This is a genomic window from Oxynema aestuarii AP17, assembly GCF_012295525.1.
GTDB classification, from domain to species: Bacteria; Cyanobacteriota; Cyanobacteriia; order Cyanobacteriales; family Laspinemataceae; genus Oxynema; species Oxynema aestuarii.
Window position 1 is genome coordinate 5,849,356 of record NZ_CP051167.1, and the last position, 24,705, is coordinate 5,874,060.

General features: G+C 52.4%; 18 protein-coding genes. 15 read left to right on the forward strand and 3 right to left on the reverse strand.

Annotated elements, in window-relative coordinates; genetic code table 11:
• Positions 1-238: 238 nt before the first annotated feature.
• The 12 genes from HCG48_RS23320 (at position 239) to HCG48_RS23375 (ending at position 17,690) form a co-directional block, all read left to right on the forward strand.
• On the forward strand, positions 239-472 hold the full coding sequence (locus HCG48_RS23320; RefSeq protein ID WP_168571315.1) for a hypothetical protein: 234 nt from the start codon (positions 239-241) through the stop codon (positions 470-472).
• Positions 473-815: 343 nt separating this feature from the next.
• The gene (locus tag HCG48_RS23325; protein WP_246259720.1) at positions 816-3,857 is read left to right on the forward strand and encodes a phosphoenolpyruvate carboxylase; all 3,042 of its coding nucleotides are present in this window, start codon (positions 816-818) and stop codon (positions 3,855-3,857) included.
• Between the two features lie 57 nt (positions 3,858-3,914).
• Positions 3,915-4,529, forward strand: a complete 615-nt coding sequence (locus HCG48_RS25605) for a hypothetical protein (protein WP_210437118.1) — start codon at positions 3,915-3,917, stop codon at positions 4,527-4,529.
• Between the two features lie 226 nt (positions 4,530-4,755).
• Positions 4,756-5,619 carry an Npun_R2479 family HD domain-containing metalloprotein gene (locus HCG48_RS23335; RefSeq protein ID WP_168571317.1) on the forward strand — a complete coding sequence of 288 codons (864 nt, stop codon included), beginning with the start codon at positions 4,756-4,758 and terminating at the stop codon, positions 5,617-5,619.
• Between the two features lie 133 nt (positions 5,620-5,752).
• Positions 5,753-7,372, forward strand: a complete 1,620-nt coding sequence (locus tag HCG48_RS23340; protein ID WP_168571318.1) for a hypothetical protein — start codon at positions 5,753-5,755, stop codon at positions 7,370-7,372.
• A 529-nt stretch (positions 7,373-7,901) separates the two neighbouring features.
• Positions 7,902-9,329, forward strand: a complete 1,428-nt coding sequence (locus tag HCG48_RS23345; RefSeq protein ID WP_168571319.1) for a cytochrome ubiquinol oxidase subunit I — start codon at positions 7,902-7,904, stop codon at positions 9,327-9,329.
• A gap of 15 nt (positions 9,330-9,344) precedes the next feature.
• Entirely contained in the window at positions 9,345-10,355 is a 1,011-nt protein-coding gene (gene cydB / locus HCG48_RS23350) for a cytochrome d ubiquinol oxidase subunit II (protein WP_168571320.1), read from the forward strand.
• A 258-nt stretch (positions 10,356-10,613) separates the two neighbouring features.
• Entirely contained in the window at positions 10,614-11,969 is a 1,356-nt protein-coding gene (locus HCG48_RS23355; RefSeq protein ID WP_375339321.1) for a GTPase family protein, read from the forward strand.
• Positions 11,970-12,073: 104 nt separating this feature from the next.
• A complete protein-coding gene (locus HCG48_RS23360; RefSeq protein ID WP_168571321.1) occupies positions 12,074-13,204 on the forward strand; it encodes a DUF262 domain-containing protein in 1,131 nt (376 codons plus the stop codon).
• A 231-nt stretch (positions 13,205-13,435) separates the two neighbouring features.
• The gene (locus HCG48_RS23365; protein ID WP_168571322.1) at positions 13,436-14,284 is read left to right on the forward strand and encodes a transglutaminase-like domain-containing protein; all 849 of its coding nucleotides are present in this window, start codon (positions 13,436-13,438) and stop codon (positions 14,282-14,284) included.
• A gap of 272 nt (positions 14,285-14,556) precedes the next feature.
• On the forward strand, positions 14,557-16,590 hold the full coding sequence (locus HCG48_RS23370; protein ID WP_246259721.1) for a CHASE2 domain-containing protein: 2,034 nt from the start codon (positions 14,557-14,559) through the stop codon (positions 16,588-16,590).
• A 95-nt stretch (positions 16,591-16,685) separates the two neighbouring features.
• Positions 16,686-17,690: a DUF928 domain-containing protein gene (locus tag HCG48_RS23375; RefSeq protein ID WP_168571323.1), complete on the forward strand. Its 1,005-nt coding sequence runs from the start codon at positions 16,686-16,688 to the stop codon at positions 17,688-17,690.
• 148 nt (positions 17,691-17,838) lie between these two features.
• On the opposite strand, the gene HCG48_RS23380 is transcribed toward HCG48_RS23375, so the two are convergent.
• Positions 17,839-18,939 carry a tetratricopeptide repeat protein gene (locus tag HCG48_RS23380; RefSeq protein WP_168571324.1) on the reverse strand — a complete coding sequence of 367 codons (1,101 nt, stop codon included), beginning with the start codon at positions 18,937-18,939 and terminating at the stop codon, positions 17,839-17,841.
• 430 nt (positions 18,940-19,369) lie between these two features.
• Here HCG48_RS23380 and HCG48_RS23385 point away from each other — a divergent pair, with 430 nt between their 5' ends.
• Positions 19,370-19,699, forward strand: a complete 330-nt coding sequence (locus HCG48_RS23385) for a YbjQ family protein (RefSeq protein ID WP_168571325.1) — start codon at positions 19,370-19,372, stop codon at positions 19,697-19,699.
• A gap of 12 nt (positions 19,700-19,711) precedes the next feature.
• Here HCG48_RS23385 and HCG48_RS23390 read toward each other — a convergent pair whose 3' ends face one another.
• Positions 19,712-20,290, reverse strand: a complete 579-nt coding sequence (locus HCG48_RS23390; protein WP_246259723.1) for a YbhB/YbcL family Raf kinase inhibitor-like protein — start codon at positions 20,288-20,290, stop codon at positions 19,712-19,714.
• Between the two features lie 278 nt (positions 20,291-20,568).
• Here HCG48_RS23390 and HCG48_RS23395 point away from each other — a divergent pair, with 278 nt between their 5' ends.
• Both HCG48_RS23395 and HCG48_RS23400 read left to right on the forward strand, forming a co-directional pair.
• Positions 20,569-21,942, forward strand: coding sequence for a hypothetical protein (locus HCG48_RS23395; RefSeq protein WP_168571326.1), 1,374 nt, complete (start codon positions 20,569-20,571; stop codon positions 21,940-21,942).
• 71 nt (positions 21,943-22,013) lie between these two features.
• Positions 22,014-23,012: a pentapeptide repeat-containing protein gene (locus tag HCG48_RS23400; RefSeq protein ID WP_168571327.1), complete on the forward strand. Its 999-nt coding sequence runs from the start codon at positions 22,014-22,016 to the stop codon at positions 23,010-23,012.
• 239 nt (positions 23,013-23,251) lie between these two features.
• Here HCG48_RS23400 and HCG48_RS23405 read toward each other — a convergent pair whose 3' ends face one another.
• The gene (locus tag HCG48_RS23405) at positions 23,252-24,676 is read right to left on the reverse strand and encodes an AAA family ATPase (RefSeq protein WP_168571328.1); all 1,425 of its coding nucleotides are present in this window, start codon (positions 24,674-24,676) and stop codon (positions 23,252-23,254) included.
• Positions 24,677-24,705: the final 29 nt, after the last annotated feature.

Consider the following 24,705-nt stretch of genomic DNA (forward strand, 5'->3'; position numbering starts at 1 on the left):
GCGATCGCCACCGGGAAAATTCGACCGGAAATTTACTCGGAATTGACTCAGTTGTATCGGAGGTCACTTCGAGAGGACAACCTGCCAATTTTACAATGAGAGCGGTACCTTTCTAAAAGCTGCCCGCACTCGACGGGAAGGCGATCCCCCGTCTCTCAATATTCAGATGTAAAGGCCGTCGCGATCGCGACGAGCGCTTTTCCACCTTCGACCTCATTTATTTTTTAGGACTTTTTTCATGAATGAGACTCCCCCCCCCTCTCCCTTCGATCCCGTAGCGGATCTTCCCGAGATCGAGCTATCTTCCTCAGTTCTCGTCAGTCTGGCCACCCCATCGGTTCTATTGGCCATTTTGGGAACCCAGGCGATCGGCGAAATGTTACAATCCCTCGGTCAAGCCAGTGAAGAAATCTTTCGCGGCGATCGTCTGCCCGTGCTTCACTTTCCCCCGCGAAGCTCGGAAAATTCCTGATGTTTTACGACCCTTTATTGCTTTTTCAGCCTGATGCTTCCTCTTTGTGGTTGGGGATTGCACCGTTTCGCCCTCGCCCTCAAATGGCCGATCGAGGAGTTGAGTTCAATTGGTCAACAAACCCAGGTTTTTTCTATTCCAAACTGCAAAAATCGGGCTGAATTTTGACCCGACAATGCCCGCCCCTTTATCCATCAAAAACGATTTACCGCATCATCGCTCGGCCTCAATTCACTGGGGCAAAGCTTCAAAAACATCGTGAATTCCGCCTAAAATTGTGGAATCTCCTCCCTCATCTGGCATAGGATCTAGACTCATGCGACTCCAATCCTCAAACCCACTCATGACGGTCAATTCATCCGACCTATTTCTGCGCCATCGCCTCAAAGTAGTGGAGGACTTATGGGAGTCCGTACTCTGCTCGGAGTGCGGTCAGGAATTGGTGGATTTACTTGGCAAACTACGTTTGCTCTCTTCCCCTGAAGGACAAGCGCCCGATTCGTCGGAATCGGCGGCGATCAAACTGATCGAACGACTGGAAATTAATGATGCGATTCGAGCTGCGCGGGCCTTTGCTCTCTATTTCCAATTAATTAATATCGTCGAGCAACATTACGAACAGCGCAATCAATTGCTCGGCTTCGTCCCCAGTCTCTCGACCACGGAAACCAACGGCAATCGCTCGTCTCAACCCAGTTTCGATCGCGCCGCTTCGGCTACCCTGAGTGCCGCCCCCGCGCCGATTTCGGAAGGTTCGCGACGGGATTCGGCGACCTTCGAGGGACTGTTTCCCAAGTTGCGCCGTCTCAACGTCCCGCCGCAACAAATCCAGAGGTTGATGGAAAATCTGGATATTCGGTTAGTGTTTACGGCCCACCCGACGGAAATCGTGCGCCATACCCTGCGCTCCAAACAACGGCGGGTTGCCAAAATCCTGCAACAACTCGATTACGTCGAACAGCGCCTCCACGCCGGGGGGCTCGAATCGTCTTGGGAATCGGAAGCGCTCACCGCTCAACTGACCGAAGAAATTCGTCTCTGGTGGCGTACCGACGAGCTGCACCAGTTCAAACCGAGCGTTCTCGACGAAGTAGACTATACCCTGCACTATTTTAAAGAGGTGCTCTTCGATGCGGTGCCGGAACTGTACAAACGGCTGACGCGATCGCTCCATCACTCTTTCACCCATCTGCAAGCCCCCAATAAAAATTTCTGCAAGTTCGGCTCTTGGGTCGGCGCCGACCGCGACGGCAACCCCTCGTGTACTCCGGACGTCACCTGGAAAACCGCTTGCTACCAGCGCCATCTGGTTTTGGAAAAATACATTACCTCGATCCAAAACCTAATTTCAATTCTCAGTTTGTCCTTACACTGGAGTGACGTCCTGCCGGAGTTACTCGAATCGTTGGAACAAGACCGCTTGCAAATGGGCGGTCTTTACGAACAACTGGCGATCCGCTACCGTCACGAACCCTACCGCTTGAAACTGTCCTACGTCCTCAAGCGTCTGGAAAATACCCGCGATCGCAACTGGCAGCTCTACGAAGAGGAAGACTGGCAACGCCACCTCCCCGAAGTCAAAACGACGGCGATGTACACCTCCGGCGGCCAATTCCTCGACGAACTGCGCCTGATCGAACGCAACTTAGCCGCGACGGGGTTTAGTTGTACCGAATTAGAAAAACTGATCTGCCAAGTCGAAATCTACGGCTTTAACTTAGCCCATCTCGACATCCGCCAGGAATCCTCCCGTCACAGCGACACCGTCGGCGAAATTGCAGATTACTTGCAAGTGTTACCCAAGCCCTACGACGAACTCGGCGAAGAGGAACGGGTCGAGTGGCTGGTCTCGGAACTGCAAACCCGACGGCCTCTGATTCCCTCAAAATTGCAATTTTCCGAAACAACTTGCGAGACGATCGCCACCTTGCGGATGGTGCGCACCTTGCAAGAAGAATTCGGCCCGGAAATCTGCCAGACTTACGTGATCAGCATGAGCCACGAAGTCAGCGACTTGCTCGAAGTGCTGCTACTGGCCAAAGAAGCGGGACTGTACGACCCGGGAAGCGGCATCGGCACCGTGCAAGTGGTTCCCCTCTTTGAAACCGTCGAAGACCTCAAACGCGCTCCCCGGGTGATGGAATCCTTATTCTCTCTCCCCCTCTATCGAGTCATGCTCGAAGGCGGCTATCAGGCGAGCGAGTTGCTCGCGGCGGCCCAAGAACGGGAGAACGGCGATCGCCCCGGTCGCGGCAATCTCAAAAGCGACGCCCACGTGCTCAAATTACAGGAAGTCATGCTCGGCTACTCCGACAGCAACAAAGATTCCGGCTTCCTCAGCAGCAACTGGGAAATTCACAAAGCCCAAAAAGCCCTGCAAAAAATTGCCGAAGCTCACGGGGTCACCTTGCGAATCTTCCACGGTCGCGGCGGTTCCGTCGGTCGCGGCGGCGGTCCGGCTTACGAGGCGATTTTGGCTCAACCGGGACGCAGTATCAACGGACGCATTAAAATCACCGAGCAAGGGGAAGTGCTCGCGAGTAAGTACACCCTGCCGGAATTGGCCTTGTTTAATTTAGAAACAATTTCGACGGCGGTGATCGAGTCGAGTTTACTCGGTACCGGATTCGACAATATCGAACCGTGGAATCAGATCATGGAAGAACTGGCGGTGCGATCGCGCAAGCACTACCGTTCCCTGATCTACGAACAACCGGACTTTATCGATTTCTTCCTCGAAATTACCCCGATCGACGAAATCAGCAAACTGCAAATCTCCTCCCGTCCGGCGCGCCGCAGTTCCGGCAAGCGCGATTTAAGCTCCCTGCGCGCCATTCCTTGGGTGTTTAGCTGGACCCAAACCCGCTTCCTCCTCCCGGCGTGGTACGGGGTGGGAACGGCCCTGCAAGAGTTCTTACAACAAGAACCGGAAGAACATCTCAAGCTGTTCCGCTATTTCTATCTGAAATGGCCGTTTTTCAAAATGGTGATTTCTAAGGTGGAAATGACCCTGTCCAAGGTGGATTTGGAAATCGCCCACCATTACGTGCGCGAACTGAGTCAACCCCAGAACCGCGATCGCTTTGAGGCGGTATTCGACCAAATCGCCAACGAATACGCCCTCACCCGAAATTTGGTGTTGCAAATTACCGAACACCAACGCCTGCTAGACGGCGATCCCGATTTGCAACGGTCGGTGCAGTTGCGCAACGGCACGATCGTTCCCCTCGGCTTTTTGCAAGTCTCCTTACTCAAGCGCCTGCGCGAACACCAAACCCATTCGGTTCCCGGCGTGATTCACTCGCGCTACAGTAAGGGTGAACTGCTGCGCGGGGCGTTGTTAACCATCAACGGGATCGCTGCGGGAATGCGAAACACGGGTTAATCCAGGTCTCGACGTGGCGGCTTGTCGCCCGATCGCCCCGGAGAGGGGCTTAACACCATGAGCGAACACGGTAACGGCGATCGCCCCGGTCCGGTCAAACACCGGGTCTGGATCTGTACGGCGATCGCCCTCATTTCCGGTCTGTTCGGCGCCTATGTGGGCGGTCAGATGACCTGGCTGGCGCGGACTCAAACCTGCGGCGATCGCCCGGAAGCCCTCAGCGCCCTCTGTCGCGCCTGGATGACGCCGGGATCGGTGTGGGAGGGCAGTATCGCGGGCTTGTGGACCGGAACAATTTCCGGCGCCTTTTTCGCCGGACTGGCGACCCGCCGCCGTTCGCCCTCCCCACCGAAGTGCCCCGCAGCAGACCCCGGGAACGACGAACAACTGCGCCGAGTGCATCAGCTCGTCGATGCCTTAGCTAAACCCACTCAACTGACCGACGCCGACGCCGACGCGCGCTCCCTGTCCCTGCCCCAACTGCTCTACGGAATCGGCGTCGTCGTGGCGGATTCCCCCGATGTCCCCCGCTTCAACCGCGATCGCGTCCTCGAACTGTGCCGCACGTGGGGCTATCCTCCCGAAACCGTCGAGGCGGCGTGGCGCGCGATCGGCGATCGCGATCCGGCAGTCCTTCCCCCCTCCCCGTCGGAATCGAGTTCCGAAAATTGATAACCTTGCTTATTATGATGCTTATTATGATTAACAAATAGGGTCGAACCGTCGGTTCGCCCCGGTCTCGATTCCGGGATTCCACTCCAGCCCGCCGTCGGGTCAGAGGTCTAACTCCTTTCCCGGAGTTTTCCTATCTCCGAGATCGGGCAGCATCTTCATCAGTCTGGGGAGTATATACTTATTGTCTTGTTACGGCTTGCCTAGATTCCCAAACCCTCTGGATATGTATAGCGCCACCCAACTCCTGATTGCCGACTTCGTTGAAAAACTCCGCGAGGCTTACCATCGCATGTACGGAGGGCTTAAGCCCGACTACGCCGATATTTTAGCCTGGGCGGGCGGTATGGCTTTAGAAAATATCGCCAACAGTGACGCCCTCTACCACAACGTCGAACATACGATCCTCGTTACCCTCGTCGGTCAAGAAATTCTGCGCGGCAAACACATCCGCGAAGGCGGCGTTTCCTGCGAAGATTGGCTGCACTTTATTATTTCCCTCCTCTGTCACGATATCGGTTACGTTAAAGGGGTCTGTCGCGACGATCGCAACGGCTGGTACGCTACGGGCATGGATGGAACGATGGTCTCCCTTCCCATCGGTCGCACCGATGCCAGTCTGACTCCCTATCACGTCGATCGCGGTAAATTGTTCGTCGAGGAACGCTTCGGCGGTCACAAGCTGATCGACGCCGAAGAAATTAAGCGCAATATCGAACTCACCCGCTTCCCCGTTCCCAGCACCGCCGACCATCAAGATACGATTAATTATCCCGGCTTAGTGCGCGCGGCGGATCTGATCGGACAGTTAAGCGACCCGCGTTATTTAAAGAAAATTGCCGCTTTATTCTACGAGTTTGAAGAAACCGGATTCAATCAAAAAGTCGGCTATAAAGACCCCGGCGACCTGCGCAAAAACTATCCTACATTTTATTGGACCGGGGTTTTCCCCTATATTCACGATGCCTTGGTTTATTTGGAATTGACCCAACAAGGGAAACAGGCGATCTCCAATCTCTACGCCAATGTCTTTGTGGTCGAACATGACATCCCCGACGACACCAGCACTCCCTCGGCAGTTTCGTCGTGACCGTTTAGATTTTGGCGCGATCGCGTCGCGACAATTGCGTATAATCGGGTGATGTCCGCCTCAAAATGACTCCCACTGGCTGTCATTTTCGAGGGGAAGAAGCGGTGTTTATGCTCGTTCGCTCCAACGTCTTATGTCTAGAAACGTCACTCATGCTTTGCGCGAAGGACTTCAGGAAATTTTGCATCGAGGAGTGACGGTCCCCGTCGGCGATCGCCCCGTTCGAGAAGCGCGATCGTACTCCTTTCACCTCACCCATCCCGGCGAACGGGTCGGCGCGATCGCCGTTTCTACCCCTTCCATTTTTGCCGATCTGGTGCAAACGATCGGGGCAATTTCCGGACGCCAAAACGATCGCCTCGTCCGCCACTATCGGAGTTCAGAAACTACGACCCCTCCCCTTGCTTTTTCCTCTATCAGTTTGCGCGATCGCGACGGGATCGACCCGCTTAAAGAGGTTCTTTTAAAATTAAATCCCTCGAAGGACGGCGATCGCGCGGCGGCGATCGCTCTCAATTCCCCGACGCCCATTTTACAGGGGTTAATTCGCGACGATCGCCTGCATTTTAATCTGTTTGTCGATCGCGCCGATCTCTCCAATTCTTCCCTCGCTTCCTTCCACTTCATTTGTAGCATTTTGCAAGGGGCGATCGCCGCCTGGACCGATACCCAGATTGGAGAATGTTGTTATTTTATCGGTTCGGCATTTATTGACGAAAGCAAGGCCGAATCGATCCGCCATGATTTAGCTCATTTTAAACCGAAAACTGTTTATGAATTCGGTTTCCAGGCATCTCAACTGACCACTGAATTTAGCCAACTCGATCGCCATTTAGATCGATGGTTCCTCCTCGAAGAAAAGATGCGCTCCGGCGATCGCAACCTGGACGGAGAACTTCTCGACTTTCCCGATCCCTTCCTGTCCGAAAGTTTGCAACTACTTTACGTTTACAACCGCTACCGCCACGGCGACGGCGATCGCGCGATCGCCCGACAGCTCGAAAAACTACCCACGACCGATTTAAAAATAGCGGCGATCGACTATTTCAGCCAGATCTTTCAAGGGCAAGATCGATGGGAAAAGAGTTTAAATTTCACTTCCCGAGAACGAGAATATTTTGAATATCTCTGGAAACCGGAACCCGCCGTCGAAACCTATTCTTTTGCGGATATTTTTAACTTACTCGGCATTCTCCATTACAAAAAAACCCTGGTTTATAAAAATAGCTGGAAGAAACACGGGGAAGCCCTCGGCGTATTTGCGGGAATTTCGCGAAAATACGATCGCCTCGAAACCATGTTCACCGAGAATGTCAAACCGACCGCCGACGAATCCATTTTAGATACATTTGCCGATTTAGCGGTCTATTCCACCAAATATTTAACCTATTTGGCGGAACATTATCCCGAGATTTTCCGAGACTTTCTCCAGCCTTACGAAAAGGCCGAACCTTTAGAAACCTATTGGTATAATGAGGGGTTCGATCCGATGCAACAAATTTTGATCGAACGTTACGGGCGATCGCCGGAAATTCATTCCCTAGAAACCTATCGAGACTGTTACGAAGGGATTAAAACAGCCTATCGAGAACTCGAAAACATGTTTGTCAATCGAGATTGGCGCGTCGGCGACCCGCGTAAGTGTAGTTTAGCCGCCGATTTAGCGATGATTTCGATTCACTATTTAGTATTAGCCTCCCATCGAGAACCGGAGAGTATGGCTCAATTTGCAATGGCGATCGAAAATTTATAGTAGTCCTACAGCATGTTCCTCTGGTATGCAATACATTTAGATCCCCCTAAATCCCCCTTGAAAAGGGGGACTTTCCTCGTTGCCCCCGAAATTCTCCCAACCCCCCTTTGAAAGGGGGGGCGAAAGGAGGATAGGGGGATCGGTACTGTACCTCATAAGACACCCGAGTACTGTAAAAGATTGTCGATAAAGAAAACATCAAAAAATCTTGTAGGGGTGGGGTTTCCAAACCCGAGAGTTACTCCGGCGATTGCCTCATCTCAAACAGGGCTGTTCATGTTTATTTTATAACCAGTCTCTCAATTAGTTGAAGCTGAGATCGACCCGGTCAAGTCGCCACATCCCCGTAAGGACAGGGCAATACAGTATCTACAACCCACGAATTTTACAACAAGATGGAGGAGGGATTTAAGGCGATCGCCGCCGTGTGGAAAGTAGCCTCGGATACAGCGACATCCTGTCAGATTTCGCGAAATTTTCTATACTGACGGGTGTTTGAAACACACCTGTTTACCCGATCTCTTAACTTATGGAGTTCCTCCACGACACCGTGGCACTCTCGCGGATGCAATTCGCGTTGACTGCCATTTTTCACATGCTCTGGCCCGTTCTGACGACCGGAATGGCCATTTATCTCGTCGTCGTCGAGGGATTGTGGCTGAAAACCCGCAATCCCGACTACTACCACCACGCCCGATTTTGGGCGAAACTCTACGTCCTCAACTTCGGGATTGGCGTGGCTTCCGGCGTTCCGATGGAATTTCAATTCGGAACCAACTGGGCTCCATTTTCCGAAGCGGTGGGCGACTTTTTCGGCAGCGTCCTCGGGTTTGAAGCATCGATGGCGTTCATGTTAGAAGCCGGATTTCTGGGGATCGTACTGTTCGGTTGGGAACGAGTTCCCCCCGTGGTCCACTATATTGCGACGATTTTAGTGGCATTCGGCGCGAATTTGTCCACGTTCTGGATTTTGACCGCCAATTCTTGGCTGCAAACCCCTGCAGGCGGCGAGTTGGTCGATGGGAAATTCATCGTCAGCGATTATTTCGAGGCGATTTTCAATCCGTTCATGGTCAACAGCGTCATGCACATGTTCCTGGCGACGTTGGAAACTTCGTTATTCGTAATTGGCGGGATTGCGGCGTGGTACATTCTCAATAAGCGCCATAGTGCCTTTTTCGCTAAAGCGTTAAAAATTGTTCTGGCGGTGGCGATCGCAGTGGCGCCCCTGCAAATCTACGTGGGACACCTCAGTGGGGAGCAAGTTTACCACCACCAACCCGCGAAACTCGCCGCCATGGAGGCGCAGTGGGAAACGATTCCCGCCGGACAACCTGCGGATTGGAGTTTGGTGGCACTCCCCAATGACGAATTGGAACAAAATGACTGGGAATTGAAGATCCCGAACGGATTGGGTTACATTCTCGAACTCAAACCGATCTTGTCCGAACCCGTACTCGGGTTGAAAGAGTGGAAACCGGAAGATCGCCCGCATTTATTGGGGTTAATTTACTATTCTTTCCGGGTGATGGTCGCGATTGGCTTTTTCTTCGCCGGGTTGATGCTGTGGACTGTGCTGCAGTGGGTACGCGGTAAGTTATCCGATGCGGAAATCGACGGTCAGCGATGGTTGATGCGCGCTTGGATTTTCGCGGCGCCTCTCGGTTACATCGCCGTAGAGGCGGGTTGGATCGTGCGATGTGTGGGGCGCCAGCCGTGGACGTTGTACGGACAAATTCGTACCGCCGATGCGGCGAGTTCGCTTCCTCCCGAGAACGTGTTGGTGTCTTTGTGTGGATTTGCGATCGTTTATAGTTTGCTGTTCTTGTGTGCCCTTTATTTCGGCAGTCGGATTATCCGCAAAGGACCCGATCTCAACATTCCGGTGCCGATTTTCGATCGCGCCACCAGCCTCCCGGTGAAGCATTCTCCGGATCGCCGTCCTCTGGAAACCTAAGCCGCAAGAGGTCTCATGGAAAGTTTACAGTATTTTTTGCCTCAAGTTTGGTTTGCGATTCTCGCCTTATTTCTGTTCCTGTACGTGATGCTCGACGGTTTCGATCTCGGCGTGGGGATTTTGTCGATTACCTCGTCCGACGAGGAACGCCGAGGGATTTTGATGACCAGTTTGAGCAATGTTTGGGATGCTAACGAGACTTGGTTGGTGTTGATGGGGGGTGCGTTGTTCGGTGCGTTTCCGTTGGCGTACAGCACGATTCTCAATGCGTTGTATATCCCGATCTTTATGATGATTTTCGGGTTTATTTTTCGCGCCGTAGCGTTCGAGTTTCGCGAGCATTCCAATCGCAAGTTTTTCTGGAATTATGCGTTTGGCGTCGGCAGTTTTCTCGCCGCTTTAGGTCAGGGATTTGCCCTCGGCGGTGTTTTGGCGGGGATTAAGGTCGATGAAAACGGCCATTTTATCGGTTCGACCTTGGACTGGTTGAATTTGCCGTCGCTGTTAGTGGCGTTGACGTTGATTCAGGGGTACGTGTTAATTGGTTCGACGTATTTGATTATGAAGACCGAGGGGGATTTGCAAAAAACTCACTATCGCACGGCGAAATTGGCGGCGGCGACGACGTTATTGGGGGCGATTTTGATTACGATCGCCACTCCGATTTTTTACGAGTCGGCGCGATCGCGTTTGTTTGACGTGCCGCAAGTGTACTTTTTTGGCGCCTTGCCTCTGGTGGGAGTGTTGCTGGTGGGCTTGTTGTGGCGCAGTCTCTCTCGGCAGGAAGAACGGGGGCCGTTTATTTGGACGATCGGAATTTTTCTGCTAACTTTTTTGGGGTTGGCGGCGATCGTTTTTCCGTACATTATTCCGATGCAGATCACGATTTATGAGGGTTCGGCTTCGGCGAGTTCTCTGGTGTTTATGTTGGTGTTTATCGGGTTTTTAATTCCGATTATGCTGGCGTACAATATCTATCAATATGTGGTCTTCCGAGGGAAGGTGACGGGGGATGGTTACGGTTAAGTTGGGTTGAGGGGGCGGCGATCGTTCGTGAAGGGCGATCGGGTGACCTCTTTTTACCCTGTAGGGACACAGCACTGCTGTGTCCCTACTTATTGTTGTAAATTCAATGAATCCCGGCAACGGGATTGAAACTCCTGTATCTTCGATTCCCAACCCAGCACCCCATTGCCGCCACTTCAATCTATCCGGGCAACGGGATCGAAACAAAATGCTCAATAATAGAGACGGTCCTCTCTAGGGCAACGGGATCGAAACAAAATGCTCAATAATAGAGACGGTCCTCTCTATCGTCCGCATCCAACACCGATGAGCGAAAGGCACGATCGCCACGAACCCAACCGACCCGAGACCGAACCGTCAAAATCCCTCGGCAAAGACTCCCTCAACCGCCTCAGCAGCCTCTGGAACCAAGCCACGGCGCGGCTGAAGCAGTCCCTGCCGATCGATCGCGCCGCCCAAACCGTGGTCAATTGGTTTAACGTCAGCGACGATCGCGTGGCGGAAATTCTAGAAGCGGTTCGCGCCGAACTCCCCACCACCGAAGCCCTGTTAATCGGCAAACCCCAAGCGGGGAAAAGCTCGATCGTGCGCGGTCTGACTGGGGTTTCGGCGGCGATCGTCGGCCAGGGGTTTCGCCCCCACACCCAAAATACCCAACGCTACGCCTATCCTTCCGAAGACCTGCCCTTACTGATTTTTACCGATACCGTCGGACTCGGCGACGCCAATCGAGACACCCAGGCGATCGTCGAGGAGTTGGCCGCCGACCTACAAAAAGAGCAAGGACGTGCCAAAATCTTGATTTTAACGGTGAAAATTAACGATTTCGCCACGGAAACCCTGCGAACGGTGGCGGAACAACTACGATCGCGCTATCCAGACGTTCCTTGCTTGCTGGCGGTCACCTGCTTGCACGAGGTTTACCCGCCCCACACCGCCGACCACCCGGACTATCCCCCCGATTTCGAGGAGCTCCAACGGGCGTTCGAGCACTTACAAGGGGCATTCGCGCCGTTGTGCGATCGGGCCGTGGCGATCGATTTCACCTTAGAAGAAGATGACTATACTCCCGTGTTCTACGGCCTGGAAACATTGCGAGATACTCTAGCCGAACTGCTCCCCGAAGCCGAAGCCCGCGCCATTTACGAATTACTCGACGAAAAAGCCGGAAAACAACTGGGTGATTTATACAGAGACGTGGGACGCCGTTATATTTTAGCCTTCGCGATCGCGGCGGCGACCTTGGCGGCGGTTCCCCTGCCCTTCGCCACGATGCCCGTCCTGACCGCCTTACAGGTGTCGATGGTCGGACTCCTCGGGCGTTTGTACGGCCAAACCCTCAGCCCTTCCCAAGCGGGGGGCGTGGTCAGCGCGATCGCGGGGGGTTTTCTCGCACAAGTCATCGGACGCGAATTGATCAAATTTATCCCCATTCTGGGCAGCGCGATCGCCGCCTCCTGGGCCGCCGCTTATACATGGGCTCTCGGCGAAGGCGCTTGCGTCTATTTCGGCGATCTCATGGGCGGCAAAAAACCCGACCCCGAAAAAATTCAAGCCGCTATGAAAGAAGCTTTTGAAGCCGCCAAAGAACGATTTAAAGGCATCGAACGCTAAAGATCGGACTATTTGTTTCTGATTTTAAAGATTGCGGCGATTGAAAGTACCCGTTATACTTGGTTTTTTTTATAACAAACACTCAACCAGTATTAATAAAACCGATGATTCACAGCTTGCTCGATACGAGGACAACAAACTTTGGCGATCTAATAAGCAATGGTAAAATCTACCGAGTTCCTCCATTTCAAAGAGATTACTCGTGGAATGAAGAAAATTGGGAAGATCTTTGGCAAGATATAGAAAGTTTATTAACCGAACAAACCCCCATTCATTATATGGGTGCGATCGTCCTTCAAAGTTCTCTAGAATCGGACAAATATTTTACCATCATTGACGGTCAACAACGGTTGGCTACTCTCAGTATTTTAGCAACGGTTGTCATCGATCGATTAGAGACCTTAATTGCCAACGATATCGATCCGGAAGCCAATCGAGAAAGACAAGAAATTTTAAGACGAACTTATTTAGGAGATAAAGATCCTCGTTCTCTCCGCTATTCTAGTAAACTCATTTTAAACAACAACAATAATGATTTTTATAAAAGTAATTTAATTAACCTTAGAGAACCTCGAAATATTCGTAAACTTACAAAATCCAATCAACTGTTGTGGAAAGCTTTTGAATATTTCCGCGATCGCCTCAACTCGTTGACGGATATCATTCAGTTTGGCGATCGCCTTGCAGCATTTTTAGCCGATACGAATGAATTAGAAAGGATTTACAATCAAGTTGCTATTGATATTGATTCACAACAAATCGATCGCCCCCGGGAAGTTTTTGAGAAATTACGTCCGGTTTATGTGAGCGATGAAAAATTTGAACGTGATTTTTCTGTATTGAAGATTGAAACTAAGGGACAAAAGAAAAAGCTAGTTCGCTATATTTTGGCAAAACTTGAAAATTATGTATCGGGCAAACCCATTAATGAGGAAACTCCATCTATAGAACATATTTTACCAGAATCACCCGATCGTCAATGGGAACAAGAGTTTACAAACGAACAGATGGCTGACATGCGTTATCGCCTCGGTAATCTTACTTTTTTAGAGCCTTCTTTCAATCGAGAAATTGGCCAAAAGAAATACGATATAAAACGACAAAAATATCAACAAAGTAGTTACATTTTGACGCAACAAATTACTAATGATGATTGGACTCCCGATTCGATCGCGCGCCGCCAACAGGAGTTAGCTAGACAAGCCATTCGTGTTTGGAGATCGGATTTTGTATGATTGCGAACAGAGATCGAGAGGTTTGCTGTTCTAAAGTATAGTATTCTTAAATAAGTTGAATCTGAGATCGATCTGGGAAAGTTGCCAAATCCCCGTACGGACAAGGCATTCCCGCGTCCATACAATCCCTAAAGTTTACAACCAATTGAAGAGGGCTATATAGTCATTATTGATTGTTTTTAGAGATCTAAACTTCACTGAATAGAGAATATATCGATTATTTCCCCGATTATGAAATTTAACTTAGGGTGTCAACTCAGCTATCAAGTGGACTCTTGGAGTACCTTTGTCTTTAACTTGCGGGTGGTGGAAACTAACTATCAAAAACTCCTCAACGAATTACTGGAAATTTCACCGGACATCGAGATCGACGAATACTATTCTCCCTTTTCAGAAAATCGCTATTTTCGCCTCAACGTTCCGGCAAATACGCGCTTGCAATTGTCCTACTGGGCGAAGGTAGAAATGTCTCATTATTATGGCGATCCGGGAACGATCGCCGAAGTCGCCCCGGCGGATTTGCCTGTAGAAATGCTGCACTATCTCTATCCGAGTCGTTACTGTCAGTCCGATCGCCTCTTGCGGTTAGCCGATTCCGAGTTCGGGCATTTAGAACCGGGATACTCGCGGGTAACGGCAATTTGTAACTGGATTTACGAGAAAGTGATCTATCTTTACGGGTCGAGTAACCCCCATACTTCCGCTTACGATACGGCGACGGAACGCCAAGGAGTCTGTCGAGATTTTGCTCATTTGGGGATCGCCTTTTGTCGGGCTCTCAATATTCCGGCGCGGTTCGTTTCTGCTTACGCCTACGGGTTGGAACCGCCGGACTTTCATGCGTGTTTTGAAGCTTATTTAGGCGATCGCTGGTACTTGTTCGACGCGACCCGCCGCGCCCCCCAAAATGGCTTAATCCGGATTGGAACCGGACAAGACGCCTCCGATGTTTCTCTCTCGACGATTTTCGGGGCAGTGCAGATGCAGGAAATGAAAGTATTTGTAGAATACCTGCCCGCATCGACGGCGACCTCCGACGAAATCCCGCAATTGACGACCAAGGCGATCGCGATTTCGTGAATCTCGATTTGTGAATTCCCCGGCGACAGGGTGAGATCGCGCCGTGTCGCCCGTTTGAGCTGCGAAGGAATAGGGGGTTTTGCCCCTCACCCGATAGAAAAACATGGCATACTCGAAAAGAAACGCGCGATCGCCGCCTTACGGTTGTCAAAGCGATGGGGCGATCGGGTGTGGGCGCCGAGTTCGACGCCGCCGAGATCGCGCCGACAGGGGGGTTATTTTTCGAGACGGCATCCCGTTAGCAGCGATCGATCTATGGTGCAAAATAGAAAATGGACGATCCAAAAACATCCCTCCACCCCCGCCAGTACCTTCGTCAGGTTCGCAACGCCGGAACATTCAACCGTTTTAGGAGATTCGTGTTTTCTAACTTGTGGAACCGAATGAGCAAACAATTGCCGGACTTAACGCCGATAGGGGTCGTGGCGATCGCCGCCCTATGCACTACGAGTCTCCTCGTCGGCGTGCGGTCTCTCGGTGCCTTACAACGTTGGGAACTGCTGGTTTTCGATTGGATGATTCGCCTGCGTCCCGACGATCCCCCAGACCCGCGCTTGTTAGTCGTCGGCATTACCGAAGACGACCTCAGCCGCTTCGGCTGGCCCTTGAGCGATCGTACCTTAGCCCAAGCCTTAAACCAACTGCAACAGCACGATCCGGCGGCGATCGGCCTCGATCTTTACCGTAACTTATCCCAACCTCCCGGTTACGAGGAACTGGTCGCCGAACTGAACGCCCCCAACCTGATCGGGATCGAAAACGACAACGTAGATCCGCCGCCGACCCTTCCCGAAGCCCGCATCGGCTTTAACGATTTAGTCAGCGACCCGGACGGTCCGATTCGGCGCAACTTGATGACCTTCGAGATCGAGGGCAAAACCCGCTATTCGTTCTCCTTGCGCCTCGCCTTGCACTACCTCCAACTCAAAGGCTTGGCGCCGGAAGTGAGCCCGACCGGGGCGATCGTCTGGGGTAAAGCCGTGTTTGAACCGCTCACTTCTACCTCTGGCGGCTACGCCACGATCGACGCCAAAGGGTATCAAATTTTACTCAACTATCGTGCCGAAGATCGAGCGGTGGAAACGGTCACCCTGTCCCAAGTCTTGGATCGTCAAGTACCGCCGGAGTGGATCGAAGATAAAATCATCGCGATCGGCACGATCGCCCCGAGTATCGGCGACGTACACTATACTCCCTACAGCTCCACCAGCAGCCATCCCTTCATGGCGGGGGTCGTGATTCACGCCCAGATGCTCAGTCAACTCCTCAGTGCAGTTATCGACGGGCGGCCCTTGTTCTGGTTTTGGTCGGAGGGGGTGGAAATCGCTTGGATTCTGGCGTGGACTGTCGGCGGCGCGGCGATCGCCTGGTGGTGCCGCCATCCGTTGCTGTTAGTCGCGGTCAGCGCCGGAGGGATCGGCGTCTTGGTTCTGACCACCTGGGGCATTTTCCTAGCGGCGGGTTGGATACCGTTCGTGACCCCCGTGTTGGGGTGGGCGATCGCCGGATCGGGCGTGGTCGCCTACCGCGCCTACCAGTCCGGACGCCAGCAGCAAATCGTGATGAAACTGCTCGGACAAAGTACCTCGCCGGAAGTTGCCGATGCCTTGTGGAGTAGTCGCGACCACTTGCTCAAAAATGGCAAACTCCCCGGTCAAAAGCTAGTCGCGACCATGCTGTTTACCGACCTCAAAGATTTCAGCACGATTTCCGAGCAAATGCCTCCGGAAGCCTTGCTCGAATGGCTTAACGAATATTTAGAAATGCTCACCGAGGTGGTGCAAGAACATCACGGGATTATTAATAAGTTTACCGGGGATGGGATTATGGCGGCGTTCGGGGTGCCGATCGCCCGCCAGCAGCCCGAAGAAATTGCCGAAGATGCCTATAATGCGGTGTCTTGCGGTTTGACGATGAGCGATCGCCTGCAAATCCTCAATCGCGAGTGGCAACAGCGCGGGTTGCCCGTGATTCAGATGCGCGTCGGCATTTATACCGGACCGATCGTCGCCGGAAGTTTGGGGGGGAAAGAACGGCTCGAATACGGCATGATCGGCGATAGCGTCAACATCGCCTCGCGGTTGGAAAGTTGTGAAAAAGATCGTCAGTCGAGTATTTGCCGGGTATTGATCGCCCGGGAAACTTTGACCCTGATTCGCGAGCAGTTTGTAGTGGAACATTGGGGACCGCTCGCGTTGAAAGGGAAACACCAGATGGTTGACGTTTACCGGGTTTTGGCCCGCCAGCAGAAAACTGGGGAAGTCCCGGTCGAACCTCCGGTGGATTTTCCCCAACCGAAGCGGTAACCGACGATCGCCGCCGGGGATCTGGATCGCGATCGCACAAAAGTAGTGGCCGCGATCGCACTGACCTCCCCCACATTAGAGTTAACAATAAAGTGGTGCGTTCCGTTCCCCCCACCCTCGGGCCACCCGTTCCGCCGACGGCTCAAGATCGATCCCGATCGGGACAAGCTAGCGCGGCGAAGGCTTCGCGAAAGTCCCCGGGGCGATCGCCGACATCGGAAATGAGGCGACCGTCATCTACTCTATCTCCCAAGGAGAACGTCCTCATGTGTTGCCAACCGATTGTTAAACTATCTATCCTAGCGGTCTCGATCGCCTGTTTGAATACGGTGGGGGCTGCCTTTCCCGTCCGGGCAGTCGAATTCAATCCCCCGGATGTGGGCACCCCGGAACGCCGGGTCGGAGGCGGAACCCGCAGTGGGTCGCCTTCGGAAATCGATACTCAAGTCGGCATTTTTCAACCGCGCCAATCCGGCGCCCCCGATCGCCGCATCGGTGGCGGCAGTCGCGGCTGTAGTGTCGGCGAAAACGGCGAATCGGGCCAACCCCTGACGGCGATCGTGCCGGAAAGTTTGGTCGGCTTGACCGTTTCCCAAGCGCCTACGTTTTTCTGGTACGTCCCCAAACACGACGCCCCGGCGGTCGAATTTGCCTTGCTCGACGAAGAACGACAAACTGTTATTTACGAAACCACCTTTCAAACTCGGGGACAAGCGGGATTGATTAGCCTGCAACTCCCGGAGAATGCCAATTTAATTCCCTTGGAACTCAATAAAAAATATCGCTGGTATTTTTCGATCGTCTGCGATCCTGAAGATCGGGCCGGAGATATTGCCGTCGAAGGGTGGATTCAACGGGTCGAACCGAGTGCCCAACTGCAAGAGCGACTCGCCGCCGCGCAATCGGACGGCGATCGCGCCGCCATCTACGCCCAAGAAGGGATCTGGCACGAAACGATCGCCTTACTCGTCCAACAGCGTCTCGCCGATCCGGACAATCCCCAGTTAGAACGGGAGTGGAATCAACTCTTACAATCGATCGGCCTCGACCATCTCGCCCAACTGTCTCTCTGGGAAACTTCCGAGGCGCGCGTTCCGTAACTCAGAGCAGTACGAGACCGTCGCGATCGCTTCGCGACGCCAACGGCGTGTCGAGATTTCGGCTTTTTATTGACAAATTTATAAAAATATGATATTAGGCCGATGGAGTCGAGGGAGAGCGAACGGCTGACCCTCGACCTTCCCAGACTTAGCGAAGCTCTTCGAGCAGAGCATCGACTTTTTCGACCCCCTCGCTCACCCCTTGGGCTTCGTAAAGAGAGCGAGCTTTTGTCAAGATTTCGATCGCCTCGGCGGCGCGATCGCGTCCCTGGAGGGCGACAGCTAAATAATAGTAATAATCGGGATTATCCCCATCGAGTTCGGTCAACTGACGGAAAGCGACGATCGCTTGCAGAAAATCTTGCTTCTCTAAGTGAATCGCGGCGATCGCCTCGTGAGCTTCCGTCAGTTGCGGGTCGATGCTCGCCGCCCGTTGGTAGCTTTGGAACGCCGCGTCCATTTGCTCGCGATCGCGTAAAATCCGAGCGATCTGCAAGTGAATTTGAGCATTGCGCGGTTCGAGTTGCGCGGCATTTTTAAACCGTTCCAACGCCTCATCCACCTTACCCTGGGCCAGGAACGCCGCCGCCAAATTAATCTGAACGCTACTCTTGCGCGGCGCCAACGACTCCGCTTGTTCGAGGGCTTCCATCGCTTCCTCAATGCGTCCTTGTTGCAGCAGCGCCGCCCCAATCGACTCGTAAGCCTGCCAGTAGCGCGCGTCTCGCGTAGTCACCTGCTGGTAAGCGCGCAAAGCCCCTTCGTAGTCTCCCTCGCGCAACAGCACCACGCCCAAGCCGATATAGGCATTCAAATTCTCGGGATCCAACTGAGCCGCGCGACGATAGGCCAGTTGGGCGCCTTGATTATCTCCTAAATGGGCCAGAGAAAAGCCCAACGCATATTGAAAATCCGCATTATTCGGTTCCAACGCCACCGCCTGACGGTAAGCATTCGCCGCCGCTTCGTAATTTTCCCGGCGGGCTTGTAAATAGCCGATCCCCGAAAAAATACGGGGATTTTCCCGGTCCAAGACCACCGCTTCTTGATAGATAGCCAGCGCCCTTTCAAACTCCCCAGAATCGACCAATTCTCGACCCTGACGCAGCAGTTCTTTGAGTTTTTGGTTATTTTGGGTATTGTTTTGTGCGATTTTCACCCCGTCGTCAGCGCGGACAACGGCGGGGTTGACAGTAGCAATACCTCCTAATAACAGGAGACTGACGACAAACAAGGTCTGCTTTTGCACGGCCTATTTTCTCTCGTGTTGCTATGATTGCTCAGTATTACAGTTGAGGCGTGCTGACAACCGGGAAAGCCCGGATTTGAAAGCACCTCGTCGATCGCAGTGACACGGATCCGTCGAGAGATCGCCATCAATGGATGGCACCTTTTATGGCAACTTCACTGCGATCCGAGCGGGTGGCAAAACGCCAGTAGGGGAGTGGATGGGAGGAGTAGACTTCGACCAGGTTTCCCCCGAGCGACAAGGGGGGCGATCGCGTCTCCATCCTTCTCGGTGATGCCAAGCAACCGCTATCCCCTGCAACCCAGCCATCGGGTTGACTTAAGCCTCTAGATTTTCGCCTCCACTCTAGAAAACGGCGGCGAAAACGGCTTGAGTTCACTCGTCCTCTCCAGACTGAAGTCTGGGGATTTGCAAGCTTACAGAGGTTCTCATGATTTTATCAACAACTGACGTGATTCAAGGGGCCGTGGTCAAATCTTATTTGGGAGTGGTCACCGCCGAAGTGGTGTACGGAAGTAACGCCCTGCGCGATTTTTTTGCGGGCATTCGCGATATGATTGGCGGACGCACGGGCAGCTATGAAAAAGTCTTCAAACAGGGTCAAGAAGAAGCGATCGCCGAACTCGAACAACGGGCGCGCGCTTTGGGCGCCAATGCGGTGATCGGTATTGAAATCGATACGGGGACGATTAATATCGACGATCGCGGCGCCTTACTGCTGATTACGGCTTCGGGGACGGCGGTTTCCCTCGAACAGTGAATCCGTGGGTCTTTAGCGCTGGCGCGCGTACCGTCCGACCAGTTCCGACTCGGCTAAAATATGGCCGTCGATCGCCTGAAGCAGTTCGGCTTTCGTGGCGCCCGGTTTGAGGTCGAGGACGCGATCGAGGGCGTAAAGCTTGAAAAAATAACGGTGGGTCCCACTGGGGGGACAAGGCCCACCATAACCGATTTTGCCAAAATCATTTTTACCCTGAACCCCCCCAGAAGCGAGCCGATCTCCGAGGGGAACCCCTTCCGGGAGATCGCGCGTTTCCGGGGGTAAATTATACGCTACCCAGTGAACGAAGGTGCGCCCCGGGGCGTCGGGGTCGTCGGTAACGATCGCGAAACTGCGCGTTTCCGGTGGCGGGTCGTCCCAAGATAATGGCGGCGAGACATCGACCCCGTCACAGGTGTATCGAGGGGGAATCGAGGCGTTCGCTTCAAAGGCACGACTTTGCAAGTTCATGGTCTTATTCCTTTTTAAATTGGTTTTAAATGAATGGGGGGCGGGGCGACAACCCTCGATCGGTAACAGATTGACCCCAATAACGATCGCCGCCCCCCCGCAAAAGCTTCGACGGTTCACGAGTGCTTCCTCTGTGGTGGCGATCGCCTTCGATTGTAGCGTTCGGGTCGTGGTGCGAGTGAGGCTTACTTCATCGGCGTCGTTCTCGGCGCCGCTCGACGGCGGAGTGCTCCGACGGCGCTGTTATTTTAGATTTTAGAGGAAGTTTCGATCGAGATGGCTCGTAGGATTCGCGATCGCGTTCCCTCGAACTTCCGCGTCGTGACCCCCATCCCCCAACTGCGATCGCCAGGGTAGCTGCTACATCGGGCTGAATGCATCTTAATTAAGAGGAAGATATGTCGCCATTAAATCCGATTGAGGAAGTGGTCCGCGATTTAGAACGCGATCCGAATTTAATCCGCATTAAAAAATTATTAGTTTGTGTTTGTGAGGGAAAATGGGAAAACAATCGCGAAACCCTCGACGATCTCGATCTTCTCCACCTGCTCGAAACCGTGAAAGAACGCGCGCCCAATTTAGTCCAACTGCGTTCGATCCTGGGGGAAATTGTCCGTAAACTCAACAAACCCAAACCTTACAGCGTTTTGGCGCAAGCGCTGATTAAAAAGGTGGGAAAAATCTATCCGGACTCTCCCGACGACGAGCGATCGCGCGATCCCCAACAGGAACTTAAACCCGACCTGTTCAAAGAAGGAGATACCGGACAGCGTAGCGACTTCAATCGTACCCTCGACAGCGATCGCAAAATTGCCCCGGAAACCCTTTACAATCTCAAATATAAAATTGTCCGGCATACCAGTCCCCTGCGCGCCAAAATCCTAATCTTCTCCACCCTTTACCATCCCTTCAGTTTCAGCGATCGCGACTGGATCGCCCTCAAACAAAAACCCCTCGACCTGCTTTTAACTCAATTATTTGCGAGTTGTAAAAACCTCACCGAACTCGAAGCCGAACTCTACATTACCGCCCGGGCGATCGATAATTCCGACGAAAACTTGCAAACCGCCAGCGTCGTCGTTCAATATCTCATTCCCCTCTACGACGACCTCCCCGACACCGACGAAGACGATTCCGGCGTGCTCGACGGCGAAGACCTCTCCGAAGCCACCAACGGGGACGGCGATGACGACCGTCTCGAACTGCAAGCCTCTCGCCTGATGACCCCCGAAGCGCCTTCAGAGCCGCTAGAAGCCCGCGATCGCCCCGAAGACTTCGAGCGCCCCGAAGCGCCGCCGACCCCCGCTCCCGAGCCTGTCAGCGCCTCCTCAGCCCCCTCGAAAAGCGTACCTGCACCCCCCGCCCCGGTCGAAGCGATCGCCCCGACCCCAAGCGATCGTCCGGTGGCAGACCCAAACAGCAGCAGCCCGGGTAAATTTTCCCTTCAAAACTTAGACGGCGATGACGTTTCCGAACTGCATAAAAAACGGGTCGCCGAACAAATTCAAAGAATGGTGACTTACAGCGTCAATGATGTCACCAGCTTTATCGAAAATCAATTACACCAATTAGAATTAAAATTAGAAACCCGCTTGCTCGGTCGCGACTTAGAAGAATCCCTTTCTTTAAAATACGAAGCGTTAGGAGATTTTATCGTTCGCGTCAAATCCAGTACCTTGCAGTTTTTAGAAGTTTTAAGTCAATTAGAAGAAGGGGAAAGAAAGCAGTTTCTCGATCGCGTTTCCGACTCAAACAAGCGCGAACAGCCCTGACGACGCTATTTTCCGAGTCAGACAAAGACAGGCACAATAGGATCGGGCGTTTTAGGGGAAAATAGACCACAATGGATGCTGAGGAAATTCTCAGGCGATACAATGCAGGCGAAACCGACTTTAGAGGCGCCAACCTGCGATCGGCTCATCTCCAAGGCGCGGATCTCATTGGTGCCAACCTCCGCAGTGCCGACCTTCAGGGGGCTAATTTAATTCTCGCTTACCTCAGTCGCGTCAACTTGAGTGCGGCTTATCTCGTCACTACCCGCTTGTGCGGCGCCATTCTCAATCAAGCCAACCTCATCGGCGCCAACTTGAGCGATGTAGACCTGCACGGAGCCAGCTTGCAAGGGGCAGACTTGCGCCGCGCCAATCTCACGTTAGCCAATTTACTCGATGCCAACCTCAGCGATGCGGACCTTCGCAGTAGCAACCTCAGTGGGGCTTGTCTGCGCGGCGCCTGTTTGCGCGGGGCGAACTTACGCCACGAAAAGCGAATTTACGATCCGGCGAACTTGCGCGGGGCCGACCTGTCCGGCGCCGACCTGCGCGGGGTCAATTTGGTGGGGGCGGATTTGACTAAAGCGGATTTATCTTATGCCAATTTGACGGAAACGAACTTGCGCGGGGCCAATTTAAACCAGGCAAATTTGTATAGCAGTTTGCTCAAAGGGGCAATCTTGTCCGATGCCAATCTCGCCGAAGCGAATTTGCGCTGTGCGGATCTCACTCACGGCAAACTGGAACGAGTTCACCTGACCCGAGCGGATTTGAGTGGGGCCGTGGTGACGATGGCGATTTTGGCCGATGCTCGTCTGGATAAGGCCAATTTGCAAGGGTCTAACCTGACGGCGGTCAATTTCACCCGGGCGGACCTCAGCCGCAGCGACTTGTCGTTTGCAACCTTGGAAGAGGCGAATTTATGTGAGGCATATTTGGCGCGCACGAATTTGACGGCGGCGAATTTGACCCGGGCGAATTTGATTCGGGCGGAAATGAGCAGTGCGAATTTAACTGGGGTGAATTTTAAGGGAACGACGATGCCGGACGGGGAAGTACGATCGCGCTAAACTGCCGGATATTGCGCTTTAGTCCGGGACAGATCCTCGTAAAGTCCCGGTAAATATAAAGTGAAAGGGCAGATCGTGAGGAGAGGGAGATTCGTGGCCGAGTTCGAGGCGATCGCAATCGGCAGGGATCGGTGCTGTGGTCGCTGGGGCCTTGCTGTCGCACTACGGCAAGCGGGACTCAAGGGAGTCAAGTGCATTCCTCCACGATCGATTTGGAAGGACACGGCAATGCCGGGTCCCTACGGTCGAGATTGACCGTTGTTTTTTAAAACGGCTTTAATATATACGAAGAGCCAACACAAAAAAGCAATGAATATTGGAAGCGATCCGATCGCCAGACTGAAACCGAATTCTGGGGATTTTAAAAAGGCGACATCGCGATAGTTTTTTGGTTGTTTGACCGAGACCACTGTAGCGGTGACTGCACTTAAGGCGAGGGCGCTGCTGGCGATCGCGATCGTTCCGGTTAAGGCGCGATCGCTCTTGGTTTGTTCGAGTTGGACGATCCCTTCGACGGTTTTAATTGCATTTTCTAATAAGCGGAAATTGGCGCTCAAACTGGCGAGGTCACTTTCAATTTGGGGCAAGTATTTTTCACTCCCATAGTCGGCGAACGTTTCTAAAAAGTCAAAGGCGCGATCGCTGGCCTCGCGATCGATCGCTGTGGGAATCTGTTTTAGCCGTTTTTTGTAGTTTTCTAAATTTGTGGCGATCGTTTGTTTTTGTTCTTCCAAACGGCTCAAATAATTGCCATAAATTGATAAAATTGTCAAGAGATCGGCGAGATTATTTTGTAATTCTTTAAGATTTACTCTTTTTGATTTAACTTTAGCGGGTAAGGCTTTAACCAGAATTTGAATCGTTTGTGCGGCTTCTTTCATATCCGCCTTGAGACTGCGACTTTGATGGTAAGCCCAAATGCTTTTATTGCGATATTGAAATAAGCGGAGAAATTGCACGTGAAGCGTTCTAGGTATTTTCTTGGCTTGAGGATCGTCGAGAATAAATTTGCCGCCATTGTAAGGAAACAAATAGATTAATAAATGACGATTTTGCTTGAGGTTGCCGCGATCGCCCCCAAAGTGGGATAATTCATAAAAGTGGATTCCTTCAAATTCTCCCTCATTGTCGAGGTGATTTTCCCAATTGGGAGTATCGAACAATCCTAGGGCATGATAACAGTTTTGAGCTGTTTTTAAAACATCCTGGTCTTCAGCAGCCAGTTGTCCGTAAATCGTCCAACTTTCACCGATAGATGCTTCGGTATGATGCAATTGTTCGTCGATAATTGATTTAATCTTAACAATTGCGCCTAGAATACTTTGGGGCTTTGATTTTTCGTCTTTTGTGCTGTTTTTTCCCGAGCAATCCATCTGCAAAGCATAAGTATCCCCAATTTTTACCGGGTAATAATAGCCGTCGAAGGCTGAAGGAAAATCGATGAAGCCCAAAAGTTCAATATAGTTTTTATCTTGTTCTTCTGCGGTTTTGACTTTCTGGATAGATCGATGGAACTTGTCCTTATCAATTTCTTTTACTATTTTCTTTAAAAAATTTTCACGGTTTCGATCGACTTTTTCATCGGACTGACCCAAACCGTCGGCGAGATCGTAGATAAATCGATCGACGGTGGGATAAATTAAACGATCGCACTCGGCAGGCATAACGAAACTTACCAATTTTTTAATATTGA

What these genes read in the sequence shown, in the direction of transcription:
- HCG48_RS23395 (WP_168571326.1), top strand. Translation starts at nt 20,569, where the DNA reads ATGTCGCCATTAAATCCGATTGAGGAAGTGGTCCGCGATTTAGAACGC.
- HCG48_RS23365 (WP_168571322.1), top strand. Translation starts at nt 13,436, where the DNA reads ATGAAATTTAACTTAGGGTGTCAACTCAGCTATCAAGTGGACTCTTGG.
- HCG48_RS23370 (WP_246259721.1), top strand. Translation starts at nt 14,557, where the DNA reads ATGGACGATCCAAAAACATCCCTCCACCCCCGCCAGTACCTTCGTCAG.
- HCG48_RS23320 (WP_168571315.1), top strand. Translation starts at nt 239, where the DNA reads ATGAATGAGACTCCCCCCCCCTCTCCCTTCGATCCCGTAGCGGATCTT.
- HCG48_RS23400 (WP_168571327.1), top strand. Translation starts at nt 22,014, where the DNA reads ATGGATGCTGAGGAAATTCTCAGGCGATACAATGCAGGCGAAACCGAC.
- HCG48_RS23360 (WP_168571321.1), top strand. Translation starts at nt 12,074, where the DNA reads ATGATTCACAGCTTGCTCGATACGAGGACAACAAACTTTGGCGATCTA.
- cydB (WP_168571320.1), top strand. Translation starts at nt 9,345, where the DNA reads ATGGAAAGTTTACAGTATTTTTTGCCTCAAGTTTGGTTTGCGATTCTC.
- HCG48_RS23385 (WP_168571325.1), top strand. Translation starts at nt 19,370, where the DNA reads ATGATTTTATCAACAACTGACGTGATTCAAGGGGCCGTGGTCAAATCT.
- HCG48_RS23355 (WP_375339321.1), top strand. Translation starts at nt 10,614, where the DNA reads ATGCTCAATAATAGAGACGGTCCTCTCTATCGTCCGCATCCAACACCG.
- HCG48_RS23405 (WP_168571328.1), bottom strand. Translation starts at nt 24,676, where the DNA reads ATGCCTGCCGAGTGCGATCGTTTAATTTATCCCACCGTCGATCGATTT.
- HCG48_RS23340 (WP_168571318.1), top strand. Translation starts at nt 5,753, where the DNA reads ATGTCTAGAAACGTCACTCATGCTTTGCGCGAAGGACTTCAGGAAATT.
- HCG48_RS25605 (WP_210437118.1), top strand. Translation starts at nt 3,915, where the DNA reads ATGAGCGAACACGGTAACGGCGATCGCCCCGGTCCGGTCAAACACCGG.
- HCG48_RS23345 (WP_168571319.1), top strand. Translation starts at nt 7,902, where the DNA reads ATGGAGTTCCTCCACGACACCGTGGCACTCTCGCGGATGCAATTCGCG.
- HCG48_RS23335 (WP_168571317.1), top strand. Translation starts at nt 4,756, where the DNA reads ATGTATAGCGCCACCCAACTCCTGATTGCCGACTTCGTTGAAAAACTC.
- HCG48_RS23325 (WP_246259720.1), top strand. Translation starts at nt 816, where the DNA reads ATGACGGTCAATTCATCCGACCTATTTCTGCGCCATCGCCTCAAAGTA.